Here is a 14657-nt window from a genome sequence, read left to right as displayed (position 1 = left end):
GTCAAGAGGTCATCGTTAATTAGTAGGATACAACGAACTGCAACCTGAGAGTGATGTGCAATTAGTTGCAATCTTAAATAAACATCTCTAAGCTGCGCTGATAAGGTGACGAATAGTTATATTAGGCGGTGTCGCGCCCTATTTGACAGGATGTGAAATGGTCTCTCACGGTGACAAGGACGGACGGGGCGACGAGAATTCACGCAACATCGCCTACATCCGGCAGATGCTGGCAGAGTTGCGGCAGGTCGCGCTCAGCGAGGGGGCTGATATGCTGTGCTACCTCATCGAGATGGCCTATGTCGAGGCTGGCGACGTGCAGGCCGGGCGACGACCGCGATCAGTCTTCCATAGCAAGTGAGACCATGCCGCCCGGGTGCCGGTGCAGCCGACCGGCAAGATCGAGTTCCAGCAGAATAAGATAGACACTGGCCGCGGCAACACCCGTATGTCGGATGATATCGTCGATATCGACCGGTGTCGGACTGAGCGCCGAAATGATGCGCGTCCTGTCGTCGTCATCGGGCGGCAGGAGTGTGCTGCCTCTGCCGGGCTCTTCGATGACGGTATTTTGAAATCTATCGAGATCGGACAGCGGCGCCAACGCGTCCAGCACATCCGAAGCGCCGGTCGTGACGATGGCGCCCTGCTTGAGAAGTCCGTTCGTGCCGTGGCAGCGCGGATCGAGTGGCGAGCCGGGGACGGCAAACACCAGCCGTCCGAAATCGGCGGCAAGCCTTGCGGTGATCAGCGAGCCTGACCGCTCAGCGGCTTCAACGACAACCAGCCCGAGCGAAATGCCTGAAATCAGCCGGTTGCGACGGGGAAAATCCCGCGCGCGTGGCTCCCAGCCGAATGGCATTTCGGAGACGGCAAGGCCGCTGCCGGCCGTGATCTCATCGAGCAGGGAGAAGTTTTCCGGCGGATAGGGACGGTCGAGGCCGCCGGCCAGAACCGCGATCGTGCCGGTATCGAGACTGGCGCGGTGCGCAGCCGCATCGATGCCGCGAGCAAGTCCCGACGTGATCGCATAACCGGCGCGGCCGCAATCTCTGGCAATCGCCGCCGCAAACTTTGCCCCGGCGATTGAGGCGTTGCGCGAGCCGACAATGCCGACCGAGGGGCGGGTGGCGGTGGAGAGATCGCCCTTTGCCGCAACGAGCGGCGGCGCTGCCTCGATCTGTCGCAACGCGGGAGGGTAGTCGGGTTCACCGATGCCGATGAACTGTGCGCCCTGGCGGCGTGCGATCTCCAGCTCGCGTTCGGCCTCACTGGCACTGGCGATGCGGATTGCCCGTGTCGATCCGCCGCGCGCTGACAGCTCCGGCAACATGGCCAGCGCATTTTCCGCCGAGCCGCAATGATTGATGAGATCCCGGAATGTCGCCGGGCCGACATTGTCGGAGCGGATCAACCGCAGCCAGGCGATCTTCTGCCGTTCGGTGAGCGCAATTCCGATACGTCTTGCGCCGCTTCCCGGCATGATCGGTCCTTTAAGGGACTAGCCCTTTTGGCCGATCTTGCTTTCGGTGCCGGCAATCAACCGCTCGATATTCGTCTTGTGCTTGATAAAGGAGATGATCGTCATGAGAGCCATGACGGCAGCAATCTTTGGTTCCTGTATGAACCACAGCACAACCGGAATGACAAGGGTTGCAACCAGGGCGGACAGCGATGAGTACTTGCTGAGCTTGGCAACCGAAAGCCAGACCGCGGCAAACACCAGAACCATGAGCGGTGCGACCCCCAGCAGCGTGCCGATATAGGTCGCGACACCCTTGCCACCCTTGAAGCCGAGCCAGACCGGATAGAGGTGACCCATGAAGGCGGCAAATCCCGCAAGCAGCCCCGCTTCCGGCCCGAAGGCGTACCAGCCGATCAGGGCTGCGACCGTCGCCTTCAAGGCATCGAGCAGAAGCGTGCCGGCGGCGAGCTTCTTATTTCCGGTGCGAAGCACGTTGGTCGCCCCGATATTGCCGGAACCGATCGAGCGGATATCGCCGAGACCGGCGGCGCGGGTGAGAAGCAGGCCGAACGGGATCGAGCCCAGGAGATAGCCGAGCACAAGCGCGCCGGCTGCGATCGGCAGCGTGATCTGCCAGGTAAGAAGGTCGGTTATCATGTGTTTGCCCCAAAGCCCCTAGTCGGGTTGCCCCCGTTCCAACCCATTCGCGCAAGCGCGCGAAGGGTTGGCCCGCCCCATCTCTATCCCAGTTTATAGACGCATTTCCCGCCGACATAGGTTGCGACGGCCCGGCCGGAAAAGCGCGCATCCTCGAACGGCGTGTTTTTCGAGCGCGACAGAAGCATATCCTTGGCGACGATCCAAGGCTCGTCGAGATCGATCAGCGTGATATCGGCTTTTGCACCCGGCTTCAGCGTGCCGGCGTCCAGACCGAAGATTTCGGCCGGGCGGGTCGACATTGCAGAGACCAGCCGCATCAGCGGCACGCGACCGTCGTGATGCAGGCGAAGGGCTGCCGACAGCATGGTTTCGAGCCCAATCGCGCCATCGGCGGCATCGGCAAACGGAAGGCGCTTGGTATCGACGTCCTGCGGATCGTGCGAGGACACGATGATATCGATGCTGCCGTCGGCGAGCGCCTCGACCATGGCGATTCGATCGTCTTCGGAGCGCAGCGGCGGCGACAGCTTGAAGAAGCTGCGATATTCGCCGATGTCGTTTTCATTGAGCGACAGATGGTTGATCGACACGCCGCAGGTGACGTTGGCACCGCGTGCGCGGGCAGCCCGCATGGCTTCGGCCGATTCCGCCACCGAGATTTTTGCCGCGTGGTATTTGGCGCGGGTGAGGCCGGCGATGCGCAGATCGCGTTCAAGCGGAATGATCTCCGCTTCCTTCGGCACGCCCGACAGGCCGAGCCAGGAGGCGAACAAGCCCTCGTTCATGACGCCGTTGCCAAGATATTTCTCGCGCAGTTCGAGCGAGATGACCGCATCGAACTCGCGCGCATAGGTCATCGCGCGGCGCAGCAGCAGCGAATCGGACAGGCCGTGACGGCCATTGGTAAAGGCCACGGCACCGGCTTGCTGCAGCAGGCCGAACTCGGTCATCTCCTTGCCGGCAAGCCCTTTGGTGAGCGCTGCGGCAGTGTGGACATTGACGATCGCCTTGTCACGCGCCGTCTTCTGCACGAATTCAACGAGCGCAATATCGTCGAGAACAGGATCGGTATCCGGCATCATGATGAACGAGGTGACGCCACCGGCAGCAGCGGCGCGGCTGGCCGATGAGATCGTCTCGCGATGTTCAGCACCCGGTTCGCCGACATAGACGCGCGCATCGACAAGCCCGGGCGTTGCGACAAGACCCTGGCAATCGCGCACCGTGGCGCCGTCGGGCGTGCCCTGGTTCTGGGCATCCTTTCCGGCTGCGAGGATGCGGCCGTCGGCGCCGACGATGATCGTGCCGGTTTCGTCGAGATTGCGCGAGGGATCGATGATGCGCAGGTTCCTGAGAACGGTGCCATTAGACATGGTCGTGCTCATGCGCGCTCTCCCTGATTGGAGGTCAGGAGCGTTTCCATGACCGCCATGCGGACGGCGACGCCCATTTCGACCTGCTGCTCGATGACGCTCTGCGGACCGTCGGCGACATCGGAAGCGATCTCGACGCCGCGGTTCATCGGACCCGGATGCATGACCAGCGCATCACCCTTGGCGACTTTCAGCTTTTCCGCATCGAGACCGTAGAAGTGGAAGTATTCGCGCACCGACGGCACAAAGGAGCCGGCCATGCGCTCGCGCTGCAGACGCAGCATCATCACCACATCCGCATCCCGCAAACCTTCTTCCATCGAGTGAAAGACCTCGACGCTCATGTCGCGGATGCCTGACGGAAGTAGCGTCGACGGCGCGACGACCCGGACACGGGCGCCCATGGCATTCAAGAGGATGATGTTGGAGCGGGCGACGCGCGAATGTAAAACATCGCCGCAGATGGCGACGATGATGCCCGACAGCTTGCCCTTGGCGCGGCGGATGGTCAAAGCGTCGAGCAGCGCCTGTGTCGGATGTTCGTGCTGGCCATCGCCAGCATTGACCACCGAGCAGGTCACCTTCTGGGCAAGCAGGGCCGCGGCACCGGCCGAGGAATGCCTGAGAACCAGCACGTCCGGGTGCATGGCATTCAGCGTCATCGCCGTATCGATCAGCGTTTCGCCCTTTTTCACCGACGAATTGCTGACGGACATGTTCATCACGTCGGCGCCAAGCCGTTTGCCGGCAAGCTCGAACGAGGACTGCGTGCGCGTCGAGGCTTCGAAAAAGAGATTGATCTGGGTGAGGCCCCGAAGCGTGGACGTCTTCTTTTCCCGCTGCCGGGAAATCTGCACGGCCTCGTCGGCCTTGTCGAGAAGCGTCGTAATGTCCTGCCGGGTGAGACCCTTGATGCCAAGGAGATGGCGGTGGGGAAAGAAGACCATAGGGGGCGTCTCCGCTTGCGTTCGGCGGTCTATAAGGTCTGGGGGGAAAGGCCGCAAGCGGGATGGGAGGTTATCTACGGCTTGTTCGTCATGATCGCCCGGTAATCCCGGCCGCGATAGAAGACATTGACGATGTCGATGGCTGTCTCAGCCTCGCGATAGAGGATGACGGCATGATGCTCAAACGGGACCATGCGAATGCCGGGACCGAGGTCTGGCCTAGCCGCGCCGCCCGAAGGTGCGTTGCCGATTCGATCGCAGCGCGCGATGAGCCGTTCGGTAAATTGTCGAGCGGTCTGAAAACTCTGGCTTGCCTCAAGGATGTAGAAAAAGATTGCATCGATATCGTCGAGAGCGTCCGGTCTGTATTGAACCGGCAAACGCTTCATCGACGTCATCCCTTCTGTGATGCGTAAAGCCTGTCCATGTGCGCTCGCGCCTCAGCACCGCTGATACTGGGTCTCGGATCGTCCAGCGATCTTTTGACGCGGTTGCGGATCGCCACGAGACGCTCGTCCTGTTCGGCGTCTTCCCGCAGAAGTGCATCGACCGCGGCCTGCATTGCCTCATCGGTCGAGGCGTACTGGCCGGTTTCGACACGGCTCACGATTGCATCTGCCAGATCTTGCGGTAGCGTGACGCTGAATTTTCGCAAACTCATGATTGCAACTTTCGTCTTCGCTCTGTGCCAGTATGGACTATGCGCCGGTCGTCAGCTTTTGTGAAGAACCATCGAATTCCTTCTGTGCTGCCGTTCCCTCGCTCTTTAACTTCCGCTAGAACCGCCCCATGAACGACATGTCGCGCGATGAAGAAAAATTTGGTGAACTGAACCAGCCGAAGCCCTGGTCGGGAATCAATGCCTACCGCTCCGATCCCCTTGTGGTCGACCTGACCGGCGATCTGAACCGCGCGATCCGCGACGAATACGACCAGCTCGGCAATTACGTGACCTCTCCGGAAGCGCAGGAACTGGCGCGGATGGCGAACGAAAACCCGCCGAAACTGCGCACCTATGGTCCGCGCGGCGAGCGGCAGGATACGGTCGAGTACCATCCCGCCTGGCATGCCCTGATGCGCCGTTCGATGCAGAGCGGCCTGCATTCCTCGATCTGGGAAACCATTCCAGAGCAGCGCGCCCACGAGCACAAGGTTCGCGCCACCCGCTTTTATCTGTCCGCCCAGCTGGAATGCGGCCATCTGTGCCCGCTGACGATGACGAGCGCTTCGATTGCGGCGATGATGGCTTCCCCACGCGTCCACAAGGAATGGGCGCCGAAAGTTCTGTCGCGCAAGTACGATTCGACCAATCGGCCGGCCATGCAGAAGTCCGCCATCACGGTCGGCATGGGCATGACCGAAAAGCAGGGCGGCACCGACGTGCGCGCCAACCGGTCGACCGCCGAGCGTGTGGGCGAGGGGATCTACCGCCTTTCCGGCCACAAGTGGTTCATGTCGGCGCCGATGAGCGACGGCTTTATCATGCTGGCAAAGACAAATGAGGGAATCGGCTGTTTCCTCGTGCCGCGGCTTCTTGAGGACGGTTCGGCCAATGGCTTGAACTTCCAGCGGCTGAAGGACAAGCTGGGCAACCGCTCCAATGCATCGTCCGAAGTCGAGTTTACCGATGCCTTCGGCTATCTGCTCGGTGAGTCCGGTGGAGGCATCCGCACCATCCTCGATATGGTGACGCTGACCCGTCTCGATTGTGCTGTCGCGTCTGCCGGCATGATGCGCGCGTCGCTGGCCGAAGCGGTCCATCATACCCGCGGTCGTGCCGTGTTCGGCAAGAACCTGATCGACCAGCCGCTGATGACGCGCGTGCTCGCCGATATGGCGCTCGATGTCGCGGCAGCGACCGCTCTGTCATTCCGGCTGGCCGATGCGTTTGATCGCGCCCGCGGCAACCCCGGCGATGCGGCCTATGCCCGCGTCATGACGCCAGTCATCAAATACTGGAACTGCAAGATCGCGCCATCGCTGATCGCCGAGGCAATGGAATGCCTGGGCGGCAATGGCTATGTCGAGGAGCGTCCGATTGCCCGGCATTACCGCGAGGCGCCGGTGAATGCGATCTGGGAAGGCTCGGGCAGTGTCATGGCGCTCGACGTTTTGCGCGTGCTGTCGCGAGGCCGCGATCTGTTCGATACGGTTCTGGCCGGTTTCGAGCGGGATCTCGGCGCATCGGGCAAGAAGACCGTGGAAGTTCTGCGTGCCGCGATGGCGCTGTGCGAACGCGACGAGGGCGCTGCAAGGCTTCTGATCGAGCAGCTGGCGCTGGCCGCCGGTGCCGCAGAGCTTGCGCGCCTCGGTGCCGGCAAGATCGCTGATGCCTTCCTCGAAACCCGTCTTGCCGGCGGCTGGCGCTCGACCTATGGCATGCTCGATGCCCGCTTTGATGCCCGCTACATCGTCGATCTTCTCTACCCGCCAGCAGCGTAGGAAGAAGTCGCCGAAAGGAGAGACGAAGACTGCCTGTGGTGCAAGGGCATCCACTGCAGCGCATCCACTTGTCTCTTGTGTAACGCAGCATGCGCCCGGTTTCGGTCTTCTATCCTGTGCACGGCGTCCGTGTGCGCTTGCGATGATGGGAAACGACGGGGTATCGCAACAGTTAACAAAGAGTTGCGAGACAGGCGGGCGATGCTTCAGATAGCCGAGACGAATACCGAGACCGGTGCTGCATCAGCTCAGGCCATACGTCCGCGCAACCGGGCCGGGACGGAGCGGGCGATCTTCATTGCTGCCCGCACGCTGCTGGCCGAGGAAGGGTTTCAAGGCTTCGGCGTCAATGCGGTCGCACGGCGCGCCGGCTGCGACAAGCAACTGATCTATCGCTATTACGGCGGGCTGAACGGCCTCATCGACGCGATCGGCGCCGATCTCGGCAACTGGGTCAAGGATCGCATTCCCGAAGATACCGGCGGCATGTTTCTTCTGACCTACGGCGACCTGATGGAAAAGCTCGCCATCTATTTCATGGATGCGCTGCGCGAGGACCCGCTCGTCTGCAAGATCGTCGCCTGGGAAGTCTCGCAGGATACGCCACAGGTGCGGCGTCTGACCGAATCACGCACCAAGGCTCTCTCAAAGTGGCTGGACAAGATGCGCGGCTCGCTCACACCCCCGAAGGGTGTCGATGTCGCGACCACGAATGCCATCCTGTTTGCCGCCATCCAGCATCTGGTCGTCTCGTCTGCCGTCAGCGGCCAGTTCGCCGGCATACCGTTAAAGTCCGAGAAAGACTGGGAAAAGGTAGCGTCTTCCGTCCGCCGCCTGGTTCGCGCCATCTACGGCTGAGCAGCAGACGTTCTCCACAGCGACGCTCTGGAAATTAACCATGTTTGGCGTTTTGAATTGCAGCTTTCGCCATGCGGCCTAAATCTCTGGTTAATGATTTCTTAACCAAATCGCGGCCGTCCATGGGCAAGAATGCAACTTCCACAACGAGCATCGCATTGCTGATCGTCATGACGACGATCGTTGCAGTGCTGGCGCTCGACATTGCCATTCCTGCTCTGGTTCTCAGCCTGATGGCGCTGTCGAGATGGGTCGTAACGCTGGACCTGTCTCCAGCGGAACCAGAAGGCGAAACCGCATGAAGTTGCTCTTGATCTTGTGGGCAGGGCCCGTGCTTTTGCTGGGCAGCTGGTACGGGCTTTCCTATTACGACATGAGCTTCGGCTTCTTCATGCTGACCCGTCAGACCCATGATCTGGTCTTTCAGGTCTACGGCGGCGTCCTCGGAATTCCGCCCGAGACCATCCCGCCGCTGGTTGCCCGCGCAATCGCATTCGACAGTCTTGTCGTTTTCGCCATCATCGCCTTCCGCAAGCGCAAGCAGATTGCAGCCTGGTGGCGTAGCCGTCAGGTGGGGACGTCGTTGCCGGTTTCTCTGGCAAGGGACGAAAGCCTGTCCAAGGCTCCCTGAAGAATGAAGCTCGCGGCCGCCGAATCGATACGTTCGGCGCGCTTGGCCCGCGAAACATCCATCTCCAGAAGTGCCCGTTCAGCCGCGACCGTCGATAGTCTTTCGTCCCAGAAGACGAAAGGAATGGCAGTCTTGTCCGACATCGCTCGCACAAAGGCGCGGGTTGCCTGGGCGCGTGGCCCGGCCGAACCATCCATGTTCATCGGCATGCCCAGAATGAAGGCCGAGACCTTCTCCTTCTCCGCAAACGCCAGCAGAACCTCGGCATCCTTGGTGAATTTGACGCGCTTGATGACGGTGCGGGGCGTGGCAAACCGCCGGCCGAGATCGGACATCGCAAGCCCGATGGTTTTGGTACCGAGATCGAGCCCTGCAACTGCCTTGCCGGGCGCAAGTGTCGTGGCGAGTTCTTCTATGGTCAGAATTGCCATATGCTGACCTTAGGTTTTCTTGCGCACAAATTCGGTGCGCAGCACGAGGCCCTCGATCGCATCGTGCCGGCAATCGATCTCTTCCGGATTGTCGGTGAGACGGATTGAGCGGATGACGGTGCCCTGTTTCAGCGTCTGACCGGCACCCTTCACCTTGAGATCCTTGATGAGAGTGACCGCATCGCCATCGGCAAGAATATTGCCGGCTGAGTCACGCACCTCGGATGCAGCGGAAGCCTTCGCAGCCGCATCGGCTGCAGACAGCCATTCGCCGGTAGCCTCGTCATAAATATAATCGTCGTCGGCCATGTCGGTTTCCTTAGGGGTTCGGATGTGACGCAATCGCAGCGAGCATGCGACGATCCTATCGGGATGCGACCGCTTAACCCAGTGGCAAGTCCGTGGCAACGTGGCGCCGCCTGTGTGTCAATTCCGATACGGGCGCTGCTCGCGCAATCATCGTCCTAGACCTTTGAAATGTGAAAGCGCCGCGTTATTTGATGAGGTGTGAGGTGAGACAACTGAGTTCAGAGTCTCATCCGCTTTCGGTGCTTCGAAACCTCCCTTTCGAAGTTCCATCTATGAATTTTGATTTGGTGTCATCACCTCTCTTTTTGCCATCCTCAAGGACACTTTCCCATGAAAATTACCTGGCTCGGCCACGCCGCCTTCCGCATCGAAACGGCAAAGGCAAAGATCCTGATCGACCCGTTCCTGACCCATAGCCCGACCTTTGCCGGCCAGGATCTGAAAGACGTGACCGAAGGTGTCACGCATATCCTTCTCACCCACGGTCATGGCGACCATGTCGGTGATACCGTCGCGATCGCCAAGGAAAAGGGCGCCATCGTTCTTGCCAACGCCGATCTCGCATCTTGGCTGGGTGGAAAGGGCGTCGAGAAGCTCGAGATGGGCAATACCGGCGGCACAGTCGGCTTCGAGGGTTTCACCGCGACCTTCACCCAGGCGCTCCATTCGTCTGGCCAGATCGACGAGCTCGGCGTGTCCCACTCGCTCGGTTCCGCGAACGGACTGATGCTGCATTTCGACGACGAGATGTCGGTTCTGCACATGGGTGATACGGATATCTTTACCGACATGGGACTGATTAACGAGTTGCACCAGCCGGATATCGGCATCGTGCCGATCGGCGACCGCTTCACCATGGGCGGTGCTGTCGCAGCCGTTGCCTGCCAGCGCTTCTTCGATTTCAAGCACGCCATTCCCTGCCACTACGGCACGTTCCCGATCATCGAGCAGACACCCGATAAGTTCGTCAAGGGCATGGAAGGCAGCCGCACCGCCGTCGAGGTGCCGGGCGTCGGCGTGACGCTGACCTGCTGAACGGGCATTTCAGTTATGGCGCGCCAGGAAACCGGCGCCCTGCCTGTTGCGAAGGACGGGCATGGCCATTATAGCGAAGGTGAATTTTACCACCGGAGCCCTGCCATGTCCGTCGATCTCGCCACCGTCAAGCGCGTCGCGCGCCTCGCCCGTATTGCGGTTACGGAGGATGAGGCCAATCGCATGGTTGGCGAATTGAACGGTATTATCGATTTCGTCGAACAACTCTCGGAAGTCGACGTTACAGGCGTCGAGCCTATGACCTCGGTGATGCCGATGGAAATGCGGTTGCGCGCCGACGTCGTCACCGACGGCAACAAGGCAGACGATATCGTCGCCAATGCGCCCGCAACCGACCGCAATTTCTTCATGGTGCCGAAGGTCGTCGAATAAGCCGCTTGAGCCTGAGCGCCGCCGACCCGTTTTAGCCTTTCGAGAGCACGAAAATCATGACCGACCTGACCAGCCTGACCATTGCCGAAGCCCGCGACAAACTGGCATCGAAGGAATTCACCTCCGTCGATCTGACCAACGCCTATCTCGGCGCCATCGACGCTGCCAATTCCGTCTTCAACGCCTTCATCACCGTCACGCCCGAGATCGCGCTGGAGATGGCGAAGGCCTCCGATGCCCGTCGCGCTTCGGGTCAAGTTGGGGCGCTCGAAGGTATTCCGCTCGGCATCAAGGATCTGTTTGCCACCAAGGGCGTCCACACCCAGGCCTGCAGCCATATACTCGACGGGTTCAAGCCCGAATACGAATCGACCGTCACTCAGAACCTGTGGGATGACGGCGCCGTCATGCTCGGCAAGCTCAACATGGACGAGTTCGCCATGGGCTCCTCCAACGAGACCTCGCATTACGGACCGGTGGTCAATCCCTGGAAAGCCGAAGGTTCGAACACTCAGCTGGTCCCGGGCGGCTCCTCCGGTGGTTCTGCCGCTGCCGTTGCCGCGCATCTCTGCGCCGGCGCGACTGCAACCGATACCGGCGGCTCGATCCGCCAGCCCGCTGCCTTTACCGGCACCGTTGGCATCAAGCCCACGTACGGTCGCTGCTCGCGCTGGGGTACTGTCGCGTTTGCATCCTCGCTCGATCAGGCCGGCCCGATTGCGCGTGACGTGCGCGATGCCGCCATCATGCTGAAGTCGATGGCAAGCGTCGACCGCAAGGACACGACCTCGGTCGACCTGCCAATTCCGGATTACGAGAAAGCGCTCGGCCAGTCGGTCAAGGGCATGAAGATCGGCATTCCGAAGGAATACCGCGTCGAGGGCATGCCTGAAGACATCGAAGCCTTGTGGCAGAAGGGCATTGCCTACCTAAAGGATGCCGGTGCCGAGATCGTCGATATCTCGCTGCCGCACACAAAATACGCGCTGCCCGCCTATTACATCGTGGCGCCTGCCGAAGCCTCGTCCAACCTTGCCCGCTATGACGGCGTTCGCTACGGCCTGCGCGTCGATGGCAAGGACATTTCCGACATGTACGAGAAGACCCGTGCGGCCGGCTTCGGCACCGAGGTCAAGCGCCGCATCATGATCGGCACGTACGTTCTTTCGGCCGGTTACTACGACGCCTATTACCTGCAGGCGCAAAAGGTCCGCACGCTGATCAAGCGCGATTTCGAACTCTGCTTCCATGCCGGCGTCGACGCGATCCTGACGCCAGCAACGCCGTCATCGGCCTTCGGCATTGCCGACGAGGCACTCGCTGCCGATCCGGTCGCGATGTACCTGAACGACATCTTCACCGTGACGGTCAACATGGCAGGCCTTCCCGGCATCGCCGTACCGGCCGGTCTCGACAAGAAGGGCCTGCCGCTTGGCCTGCAGCTGATCGGTAAGCCGTTCGACGAGGAAACCCTGTTCCGCACAGCGCACGTGATCGAACAGGCGGCAGGCAAGTTCACGCCTGCGAAATGGTGGTAGCGGCAGGTCGGCTATCCGGCCTCTGCCCCGCCAAATGCGGTTCTAGCCCGAATCGCACGCCGATGATCTACTGTTCCTGAGACAGGGGACGCCATGGCAGTCATTCGCAACGCACGCCAGGACGACGAAGCCGCGCTAGTTCAGATCGGCTTGCTCAGCTGGGAAAAAGCGATGGGCGCCGTTGGCGATCCAAGCAGCATGCGCGAAAGTGCGCTTTCCGCATTCCGCGACTTCGTTTCCTCGTCCTGGCTGACGATCTTGGTGATCGAGGCCCACGGCACGGTTGCGGGTTGGGCGGCCTGTGAGAATCGCGACGACCTGATCACCGACTTCTGGATCGAGCCGCAGTTTGAGGGGCAGGGGCTCGGAAAGGCGCTGCTCGCCGATATCGAGGCAGATATCGTTCGTCGCGGGTTCGATAAGGCTCGGGTCGAGACCCATGCGCAGAACGACGGGGCAGTCGGTTTCTTCGAAAAGCAGGGATACAGCGTCCATTGGCTTTCGAGCGCCTACCAGCCGAAGATCGATCGCGACATCCAGTCCATGGGACTGTCCAAGCAACTCGTATCCGACGATCCGGGCACCTACGGGCCGAATTTTTAAACGCCGACGAGCAGCGTCCAAATCGATGCGAGCATTCCGGACACCGCAAGGATCAGCACGATACTCACGCAGACATGTAGCGTGACGATGGCGGCAAGGATGGTCCTGAACGGCTCCTTGTGCGTCTTGTGATGCAACATGCGCTGAGCCGCCACGGCGCCCAGACTTCCGCCGGCAAATGCAAGCAGGAGGAGCGTGGTTTCGCTGACCCGCCAGCGTCCATTCCTGGCGGCCCGCTTGTCGATCCAGTAGATGGAAAAGACGACTGCGTTGAAGAGGATGCAGAGAACGAGAAGTGTCAGCGCAAGGTTGAGGGTCATGAACCCCAGCTAACCGCGCTCCGGTTAAGATTCATCCTCGGCGGTATCAGATGTTTCACCCGGCAAGCCTTGGCCTACGCTTGCACCTCGCCAACATTTGCTCTACCCACAAAGCACTTCGAAACTAAGCCCGAACGAGCATAAGATGACCCTAGTTGACGTCCGCACGCCCGATCCGAAACGCTTCATTCCCGGCGCCACTGGCGATTGGGAAGTGATCATCGGCATGGAGGTGCACGCCCAGGTTCTCTCCAATTCGAAACTATTCTCCGGAGCTTCGACCGAGTTCGGCAAGCCTGCCAATGCCAACGTCTCGCTGGTCGATGCGGCCATGCCCGGCATGCTGCCCGTGATCAACGAGGAATGCGTCCGCCAGGCTGTCCGCACAGGCCTCGGTCTGAAGGCGCAGATCAACAACCGTTCGATCTTCGACCGCAAGAACTATTTCTATCCGGATCTTCCGCAGGGCTATCAGATCTCGCAGTTCAAGGATCCGATCGTCGGCGAAGGCCAGATCGTCATCTCGCTCGGTCCCGACCGCCAGGGCCAGTTCGAGGATATCGAGATCGGCATCGAGCGCCTGCATCTGGAACAGGATGCCGGCAAGTCGATGCACGACCAGCATCCGACCATGTCCTATGTGGACCTCAACCGGTCCGGCGTGGCGCTGATGGAAATCGTCTCGAAGCCGGACATGCGGTCGTCCGACGAGGCGAAGGCCTATATGACCAAGCTGCGCTCGATCGTGCGCTATCTCGGCACCTGCGACGGCAATATGGACGAAGGTTCGATGCGCGCCGACGTCAACGTGTCCGTGCGTCGTCCGGGCGAAGGTTTCGGCACGCGCTGCGAAATCAAGAACGTCAACTCGATCCGCTTCATCGGTCAGGCGATCGAATACGAAGCCCGTCGCCAGATCGCCATCCTGGAGGACGGCGGCTCGATCGACCAGGAGACCCGTCTCTTCGATCCGGGCAAGGGTGAAACGCGGTCGATGCGCTCCAAGGAAGACGCGCATGACTACCGCTATTTCCCGGATCCGGACCTGCTGCCGCTCGTCTTCGACGACGCGTTTGTCGCAGAGCTTGCCAAGGACCTGCCGGAACTGCCTGACGACAAGAAGGCCCGCTTCGTGGCTGAACTTGGCCTTTCGATCTATGACGCCTCGGTTCTGGTGTCTGAGAAGGCGATCGCCGATTACTACGAAGCCGTGGCTGAGGGACGCGACGGCAAGATGGCGGCCAACTGGGTCATCAACGACTTGCTGGGCGCCTTGAACAAAGCGGGCAAAGGCATTGAAGAGACTCCGGTTTCTCCCGCCCAGCTTGGTGGCATCATCGATCTGATCAAGTCGGAAGTCATCTCCGGCAAGATCGCCAAGGATCTGTTCGAGATCGTCTTTTCCGAAGGCGGTGACCCGGCTGACATCGTCGAGAGCCGCGGTATGAAGCAGGTCACCGATACCGGCGCCATCGAAAAAGCCGTGGACGACATTATCGCCGCCAATCCCGATCAGGTCGCCAAGGTGCTGGCCAAGCCGACTCTTGCCGGCTGGTTCGTGGGACAGGTGATGAAGTCGACCGGCGGCAAGGCAAACCCGCAGGCCGTCCAGGCTCTGGTCAAGGCCAAGCTGGGCATCGAGGACTAACCTG

General features: G+C 60.7%; 20 protein-coding genes. 10 read left to right on the top strand and 10 right to left on the bottom strand.

Going from position 1 to position 14657, the window contains the following annotated elements; translation table 11 throughout:
• Positions 1-157 precede the first annotated feature (157 nt).
• Positions 158-361 (top strand): hypothetical protein, encoded by a 204-nt coding sequence (locus ACQY1L_RS08730; RefSeq protein ID WP_062453210.1) that lies wholly within the window; start codon positions 158-160, stop codon positions 359-361.
• Here the strand turns inward: ACQY1L_RS08730 and dprA are convergent.
• The 6 genes from dprA to ACQY1L_RS08700 form a co-directional block, all read right to left on the bottom strand.
• The gene (dprA, locus tag ACQY1L_RS08725) at positions 341-1483 is read right to left on the bottom strand and encodes a DNA-processing protein DprA (RefSeq protein WP_430240691.1); all 1143 of its coding nucleotides are present in this window, start codon (positions 1481-1483) and stop codon (positions 341-343) included. The genes ACQY1L_RS08730 and dprA overlap by 21 nt on opposite strands.
• An 18-nt stretch (positions 1484-1501) precedes the next feature.
• Positions 1502-2122: a glycerol-3-phosphate 1-O-acyltransferase PlsY gene (gene plsY, locus ACQY1L_RS08720; RefSeq protein WP_192086697.1), complete on the bottom strand. Its 621-nt coding sequence runs from the start codon at positions 2120-2122 to the stop codon at positions 1502-1504.
• An 83-nt stretch (positions 2123-2205) separates the two neighbouring features.
• On the bottom strand, positions 2206-3498 hold the full coding sequence (locus ACQY1L_RS08715) for a dihydroorotase (RefSeq protein ID WP_430243869.1): 1293 nt from the start codon (positions 3496-3498) through the stop codon (positions 2206-2208).
• A gap of 8 nt (positions 3499-3506) precedes the next feature.
• A complete protein-coding gene (locus ACQY1L_RS08710; RefSeq protein ID WP_062453206.1) occupies positions 3507-4445 on the bottom strand; it encodes an aspartate carbamoyltransferase catalytic subunit in 939 nt (312 codons plus the stop codon).
• A 74-nt stretch (positions 4446-4519) separates the two neighbouring features.
• Positions 4520-4834: a type II toxin-antitoxin system RelE/ParE family toxin gene (locus ACQY1L_RS08705; RefSeq protein ID WP_062580038.1), complete on the bottom strand. Its 315-nt coding sequence runs from the start codon at positions 4832-4834 to the stop codon at positions 4520-4522.
• Positions 4835-4839: 5 nt separating this feature from the next.
• Positions 4840-5106, bottom strand: coding sequence for a ribbon-helix-helix domain-containing protein (locus ACQY1L_RS08700; RefSeq protein WP_062580039.1), 267 nt, complete (start codon positions 5104-5106; stop codon positions 4840-4842).
• 128 nt (positions 5107-5234) lie between these two features.
• On the opposite strand from ACQY1L_RS08700, the gene ACQY1L_RS08695 reads away from it, so the two are divergent.
• Together ACQY1L_RS08695 and ACQY1L_RS08690 are read left to right on the top strand one after the other, a co-directional pair.
• Positions 5235-6887, top strand: coding sequence for an acyl-CoA dehydrogenase family protein (locus ACQY1L_RS08695; protein ID WP_430240690.1), 1653 nt, complete (start codon positions 5235-5237; stop codon positions 6885-6887).
• A 201-nt stretch (positions 6888-7088) separates the two neighbouring features.
• The gene (locus ACQY1L_RS08690) at positions 7089-7745 is read left to right on the top strand and encodes a TetR/AcrR family transcriptional regulator (RefSeq protein ID WP_092662014.1); all 657 of its coding nucleotides are present in this window, start codon (positions 7089-7091) and stop codon (positions 7743-7745) included.
• Between the two features lie 34 nt (positions 7746-7779).
• Here the strand turns inward: ACQY1L_RS08690 and ACQY1L_RS08685 are convergent, their stop codons facing one another.
• Entirely contained in the window at positions 7780-7917 is a 138-nt protein-coding gene (locus ACQY1L_RS08685; protein WP_156461817.1) for a hypothetical protein, read from the bottom strand.
• On the opposite strand from ACQY1L_RS08685, the gene ACQY1L_RS08680 reads away from it, so the two are divergent.
• A complete protein-coding gene (locus ACQY1L_RS08680; protein WP_430240688.1) occupies positions 7916-8047 on the top strand; it encodes a hypothetical protein in 132 nt (43 codons plus the stop codon). The genes ACQY1L_RS08685 and ACQY1L_RS08680 overlap by 2 nt on opposite strands.
• Positions 8044-8376 (top strand): DUF6105 family protein, encoded by a 333-nt coding sequence (locus ACQY1L_RS08675; protein WP_430240687.1) that lies wholly within the window; start codon positions 8044-8046, stop codon positions 8374-8376. Before ACQY1L_RS08680 ends, ACQY1L_RS08675 begins: the two co-directional genes overlap by 4 nt.
• On the opposite strand, the gene ruvX is transcribed toward ACQY1L_RS08675, so the two are convergent.
• Positions 8313-8807, bottom strand: a complete 495-nt coding sequence (ruvX, locus tag ACQY1L_RS08670) for a Holliday junction resolvase RuvX (protein WP_430240685.1) — start codon at positions 8805-8807, stop codon at positions 8313-8315. The genes ACQY1L_RS08675 and ruvX overlap by 64 nt on opposite strands.
• A gap of 9 nt (positions 8808-8816) precedes the next feature.
• On the bottom strand, positions 8817-9116 hold the full coding sequence (locus tag ACQY1L_RS08665) for an alkylphosphonate utilization protein (protein ID WP_430240683.1): 300 nt from the start codon (positions 9114-9116) through the stop codon (positions 8817-8819).
• A 330-nt stretch (positions 9117-9446) separates the two neighbouring features.
• On the opposite strand from ACQY1L_RS08665, the gene ACQY1L_RS08660 reads away from it, so the two are divergent.
• From ACQY1L_RS08660 to ACQY1L_RS08645, 4 genes are all read left to right on the top strand, one after another.
• A complete protein-coding gene (locus ACQY1L_RS08660; protein ID WP_092662017.1) occupies positions 9447-10151 on the top strand; it encodes a metal-dependent hydrolase in 705 nt (234 codons plus the stop codon).
• Positions 10152-10256: 105 nt separating this feature from the next.
• The gene (gatC, locus tag ACQY1L_RS08655; RefSeq protein ID WP_062453197.1) at positions 10257-10544 is read left to right on the top strand and encodes an Asp-tRNA(Asn)/Glu-tRNA(Gln) amidotransferase subunit GatC; all 288 of its coding nucleotides are present in this window, start codon (positions 10257-10259) and stop codon (positions 10542-10544) included.
• 56 nt (positions 10545-10600) lie between these two features.
• A complete protein-coding gene (gatA, locus tag ACQY1L_RS08650) occupies positions 10601-12082 on the top strand; it encodes an Asp-tRNA(Asn)/Glu-tRNA(Gln) amidotransferase subunit GatA (RefSeq protein WP_430240681.1) in 1482 nt (493 codons plus the stop codon).
• Positions 12083-12175: 93 nt separating this feature from the next.
• The gene (locus tag ACQY1L_RS08645; RefSeq protein ID WP_430240679.1) at positions 12176-12685 is read left to right on the top strand and encodes an N-acetyltransferase family protein; all 510 of its coding nucleotides are present in this window, start codon (positions 12176-12178) and stop codon (positions 12683-12685) included.
• On the opposite strand, the gene ACQY1L_RS08640 is transcribed toward ACQY1L_RS08645, so the two are convergent.
• Positions 12682-13005 (bottom strand): DUF1294 domain-containing protein, encoded by a 324-nt coding sequence (locus tag ACQY1L_RS08640; protein ID WP_430240677.1) that lies wholly within the window; start codon positions 13003-13005, stop codon positions 12682-12684. The genes ACQY1L_RS08645 and ACQY1L_RS08640 overlap by 4 nt on opposite strands.
• 145 nt (positions 13006-13150) lie before the next feature.
• Between ACQY1L_RS08640 and gatB the strand changes: the two genes are divergently transcribed.
• Positions 13151-14653: an Asp-tRNA(Asn)/Glu-tRNA(Gln) amidotransferase subunit GatB gene (gatB, locus tag ACQY1L_RS08635; protein WP_113167079.1), complete on the top strand. Its 1503-nt coding sequence runs from the start codon at positions 13151-13153 to the stop codon at positions 14651-14653.
• Positions 14654-14657 lie beyond the last annotated feature (4 nt).

Origin of the sequence: Neorhizobium sp. DAR64862/K0K3, assembly GCF_050500185.1 — a bacterium.
GTDB classification, from domain to species: Bacteria; Pseudomonadota; Alphaproteobacteria; order Rhizobiales; family Rhizobiaceae; genus Neorhizobium; species Neorhizobium soli.
This window is presented reverse-complemented; position numbering and strand designations above follow the sequence as displayed.

What these genes read in the sequence shown, in the direction of transcription:
- gatC (WP_062453197.1), top strand. Translation starts at nt 10,257, where the DNA reads ATGTCCGTCGATCTCGCCACCGTCAAGCGCGTCGCGCGCCTCGCCCGT.
- gatA (WP_430240681.1), top strand. Translation starts at nt 10,601, where the DNA reads ATGACCGACCTGACCAGCCTGACCATTGCCGAAGCCCGCGACAAACTG.
- ACQY1L_RS08675 (WP_430240687.1), top strand. Translation starts at nt 8,044, where the DNA reads ATGAAGTTGCTCTTGATCTTGTGGGCAGGGCCCGTGCTTTTGCTGGGC.
- ACQY1L_RS08715 (WP_430243869.1), bottom strand. Translation starts at nt 3,498, where the DNA reads ATGTCTAATGGCACCGTTCTCAGGAACCTGCGCATCATCGATCCCTCG.
- ACQY1L_RS08640 (WP_430240677.1), bottom strand. Translation starts at nt 13,005, where the DNA reads ATGACCCTCAACCTTGCGCTGACACTTCTCGTTCTCTGCATCCTCTTC.
- ACQY1L_RS08690 (WP_092662014.1), top strand. Translation starts at nt 7,089, where the DNA reads ATGCTTCAGATAGCCGAGACGAATACCGAGACCGGTGCTGCATCAGCT.
- gatB (WP_113167079.1), top strand. Translation starts at nt 13,151, where the DNA reads ATGACCCTAGTTGACGTCCGCACGCCCGATCCGAAACGCTTCATTCCC.
- plsY (WP_192086697.1), bottom strand. Translation starts at nt 2,122, where the DNA reads ATGATAACCGACCTTCTTACCTGGCAGATCACGCTGCCGATCGCAGCC.
- ACQY1L_RS08665 (WP_430240683.1), bottom strand. Translation starts at nt 9,116, where the DNA reads ATGGCCGACGACGATTATATTTATGACGAGGCTACCGGCGAATGGCTG.
- ACQY1L_RS08680 (WP_430240688.1), top strand. Translation starts at nt 7,916, where the DNA reads ATGACGACGATCGTTGCAGTGCTGGCGCTCGACATTGCCATTCCTGCT.
- ACQY1L_RS08660 (WP_092662017.1), top strand. Translation starts at nt 9,447, where the DNA reads ATGAAAATTACCTGGCTCGGCCACGCCGCCTTCCGCATCGAAACGGCA.
- ACQY1L_RS08705 (WP_062580038.1), bottom strand. Translation starts at nt 4,834, where the DNA reads ATGAAGCGTTTGCCGGTTCAATACAGACCGGACGCTCTCGACGATATC.
- ACQY1L_RS08730 (WP_062453210.1), top strand. Translation starts at nt 158, where the DNA reads ATGGTCTCTCACGGTGACAAGGACGGACGGGGCGACGAGAATTCACGC.
- ACQY1L_RS08645 (WP_430240679.1), top strand. Translation starts at nt 12,176, where the DNA reads ATGGCAGTCATTCGCAACGCACGCCAGGACGACGAAGCCGCGCTAGTT.
- dprA (WP_430240691.1), bottom strand. Translation starts at nt 1,483, where the DNA reads ATGCCGGGAAGCGGCGCAAGACGTATCGGAATTGCGCTCACCGAACGG.
- ACQY1L_RS08700 (WP_062580039.1), bottom strand. Translation starts at nt 5,106, where the DNA reads ATGAGTTTGCGAAAATTCAGCGTCACGCTACCGCAAGATCTGGCAGAT.
- ruvX (WP_430240685.1), bottom strand. Translation starts at nt 8,807, where the DNA reads ATGGCAATTCTGACCATAGAAGAACTCGCCACGACACTTGCGCCCGGC.
- ACQY1L_RS08685 (WP_156461817.1), bottom strand. Translation starts at nt 7,917, where the DNA reads ATGACGATCAGCAATGCGATGCTCGTTGTGGAAGTTGCATTCTTGCCC.
- ACQY1L_RS08710 (WP_062453206.1), bottom strand. Translation starts at nt 4,445, where the DNA reads ATGGTCTTCTTTCCCCACCGCCATCTCCTTGGCATCAAGGGTCTCACC.
- ACQY1L_RS08695 (WP_430240690.1), top strand. Translation starts at nt 5,235, where the DNA reads ATGAACGACATGTCGCGCGATGAAGAAAAATTTGGTGAACTGAACCAG.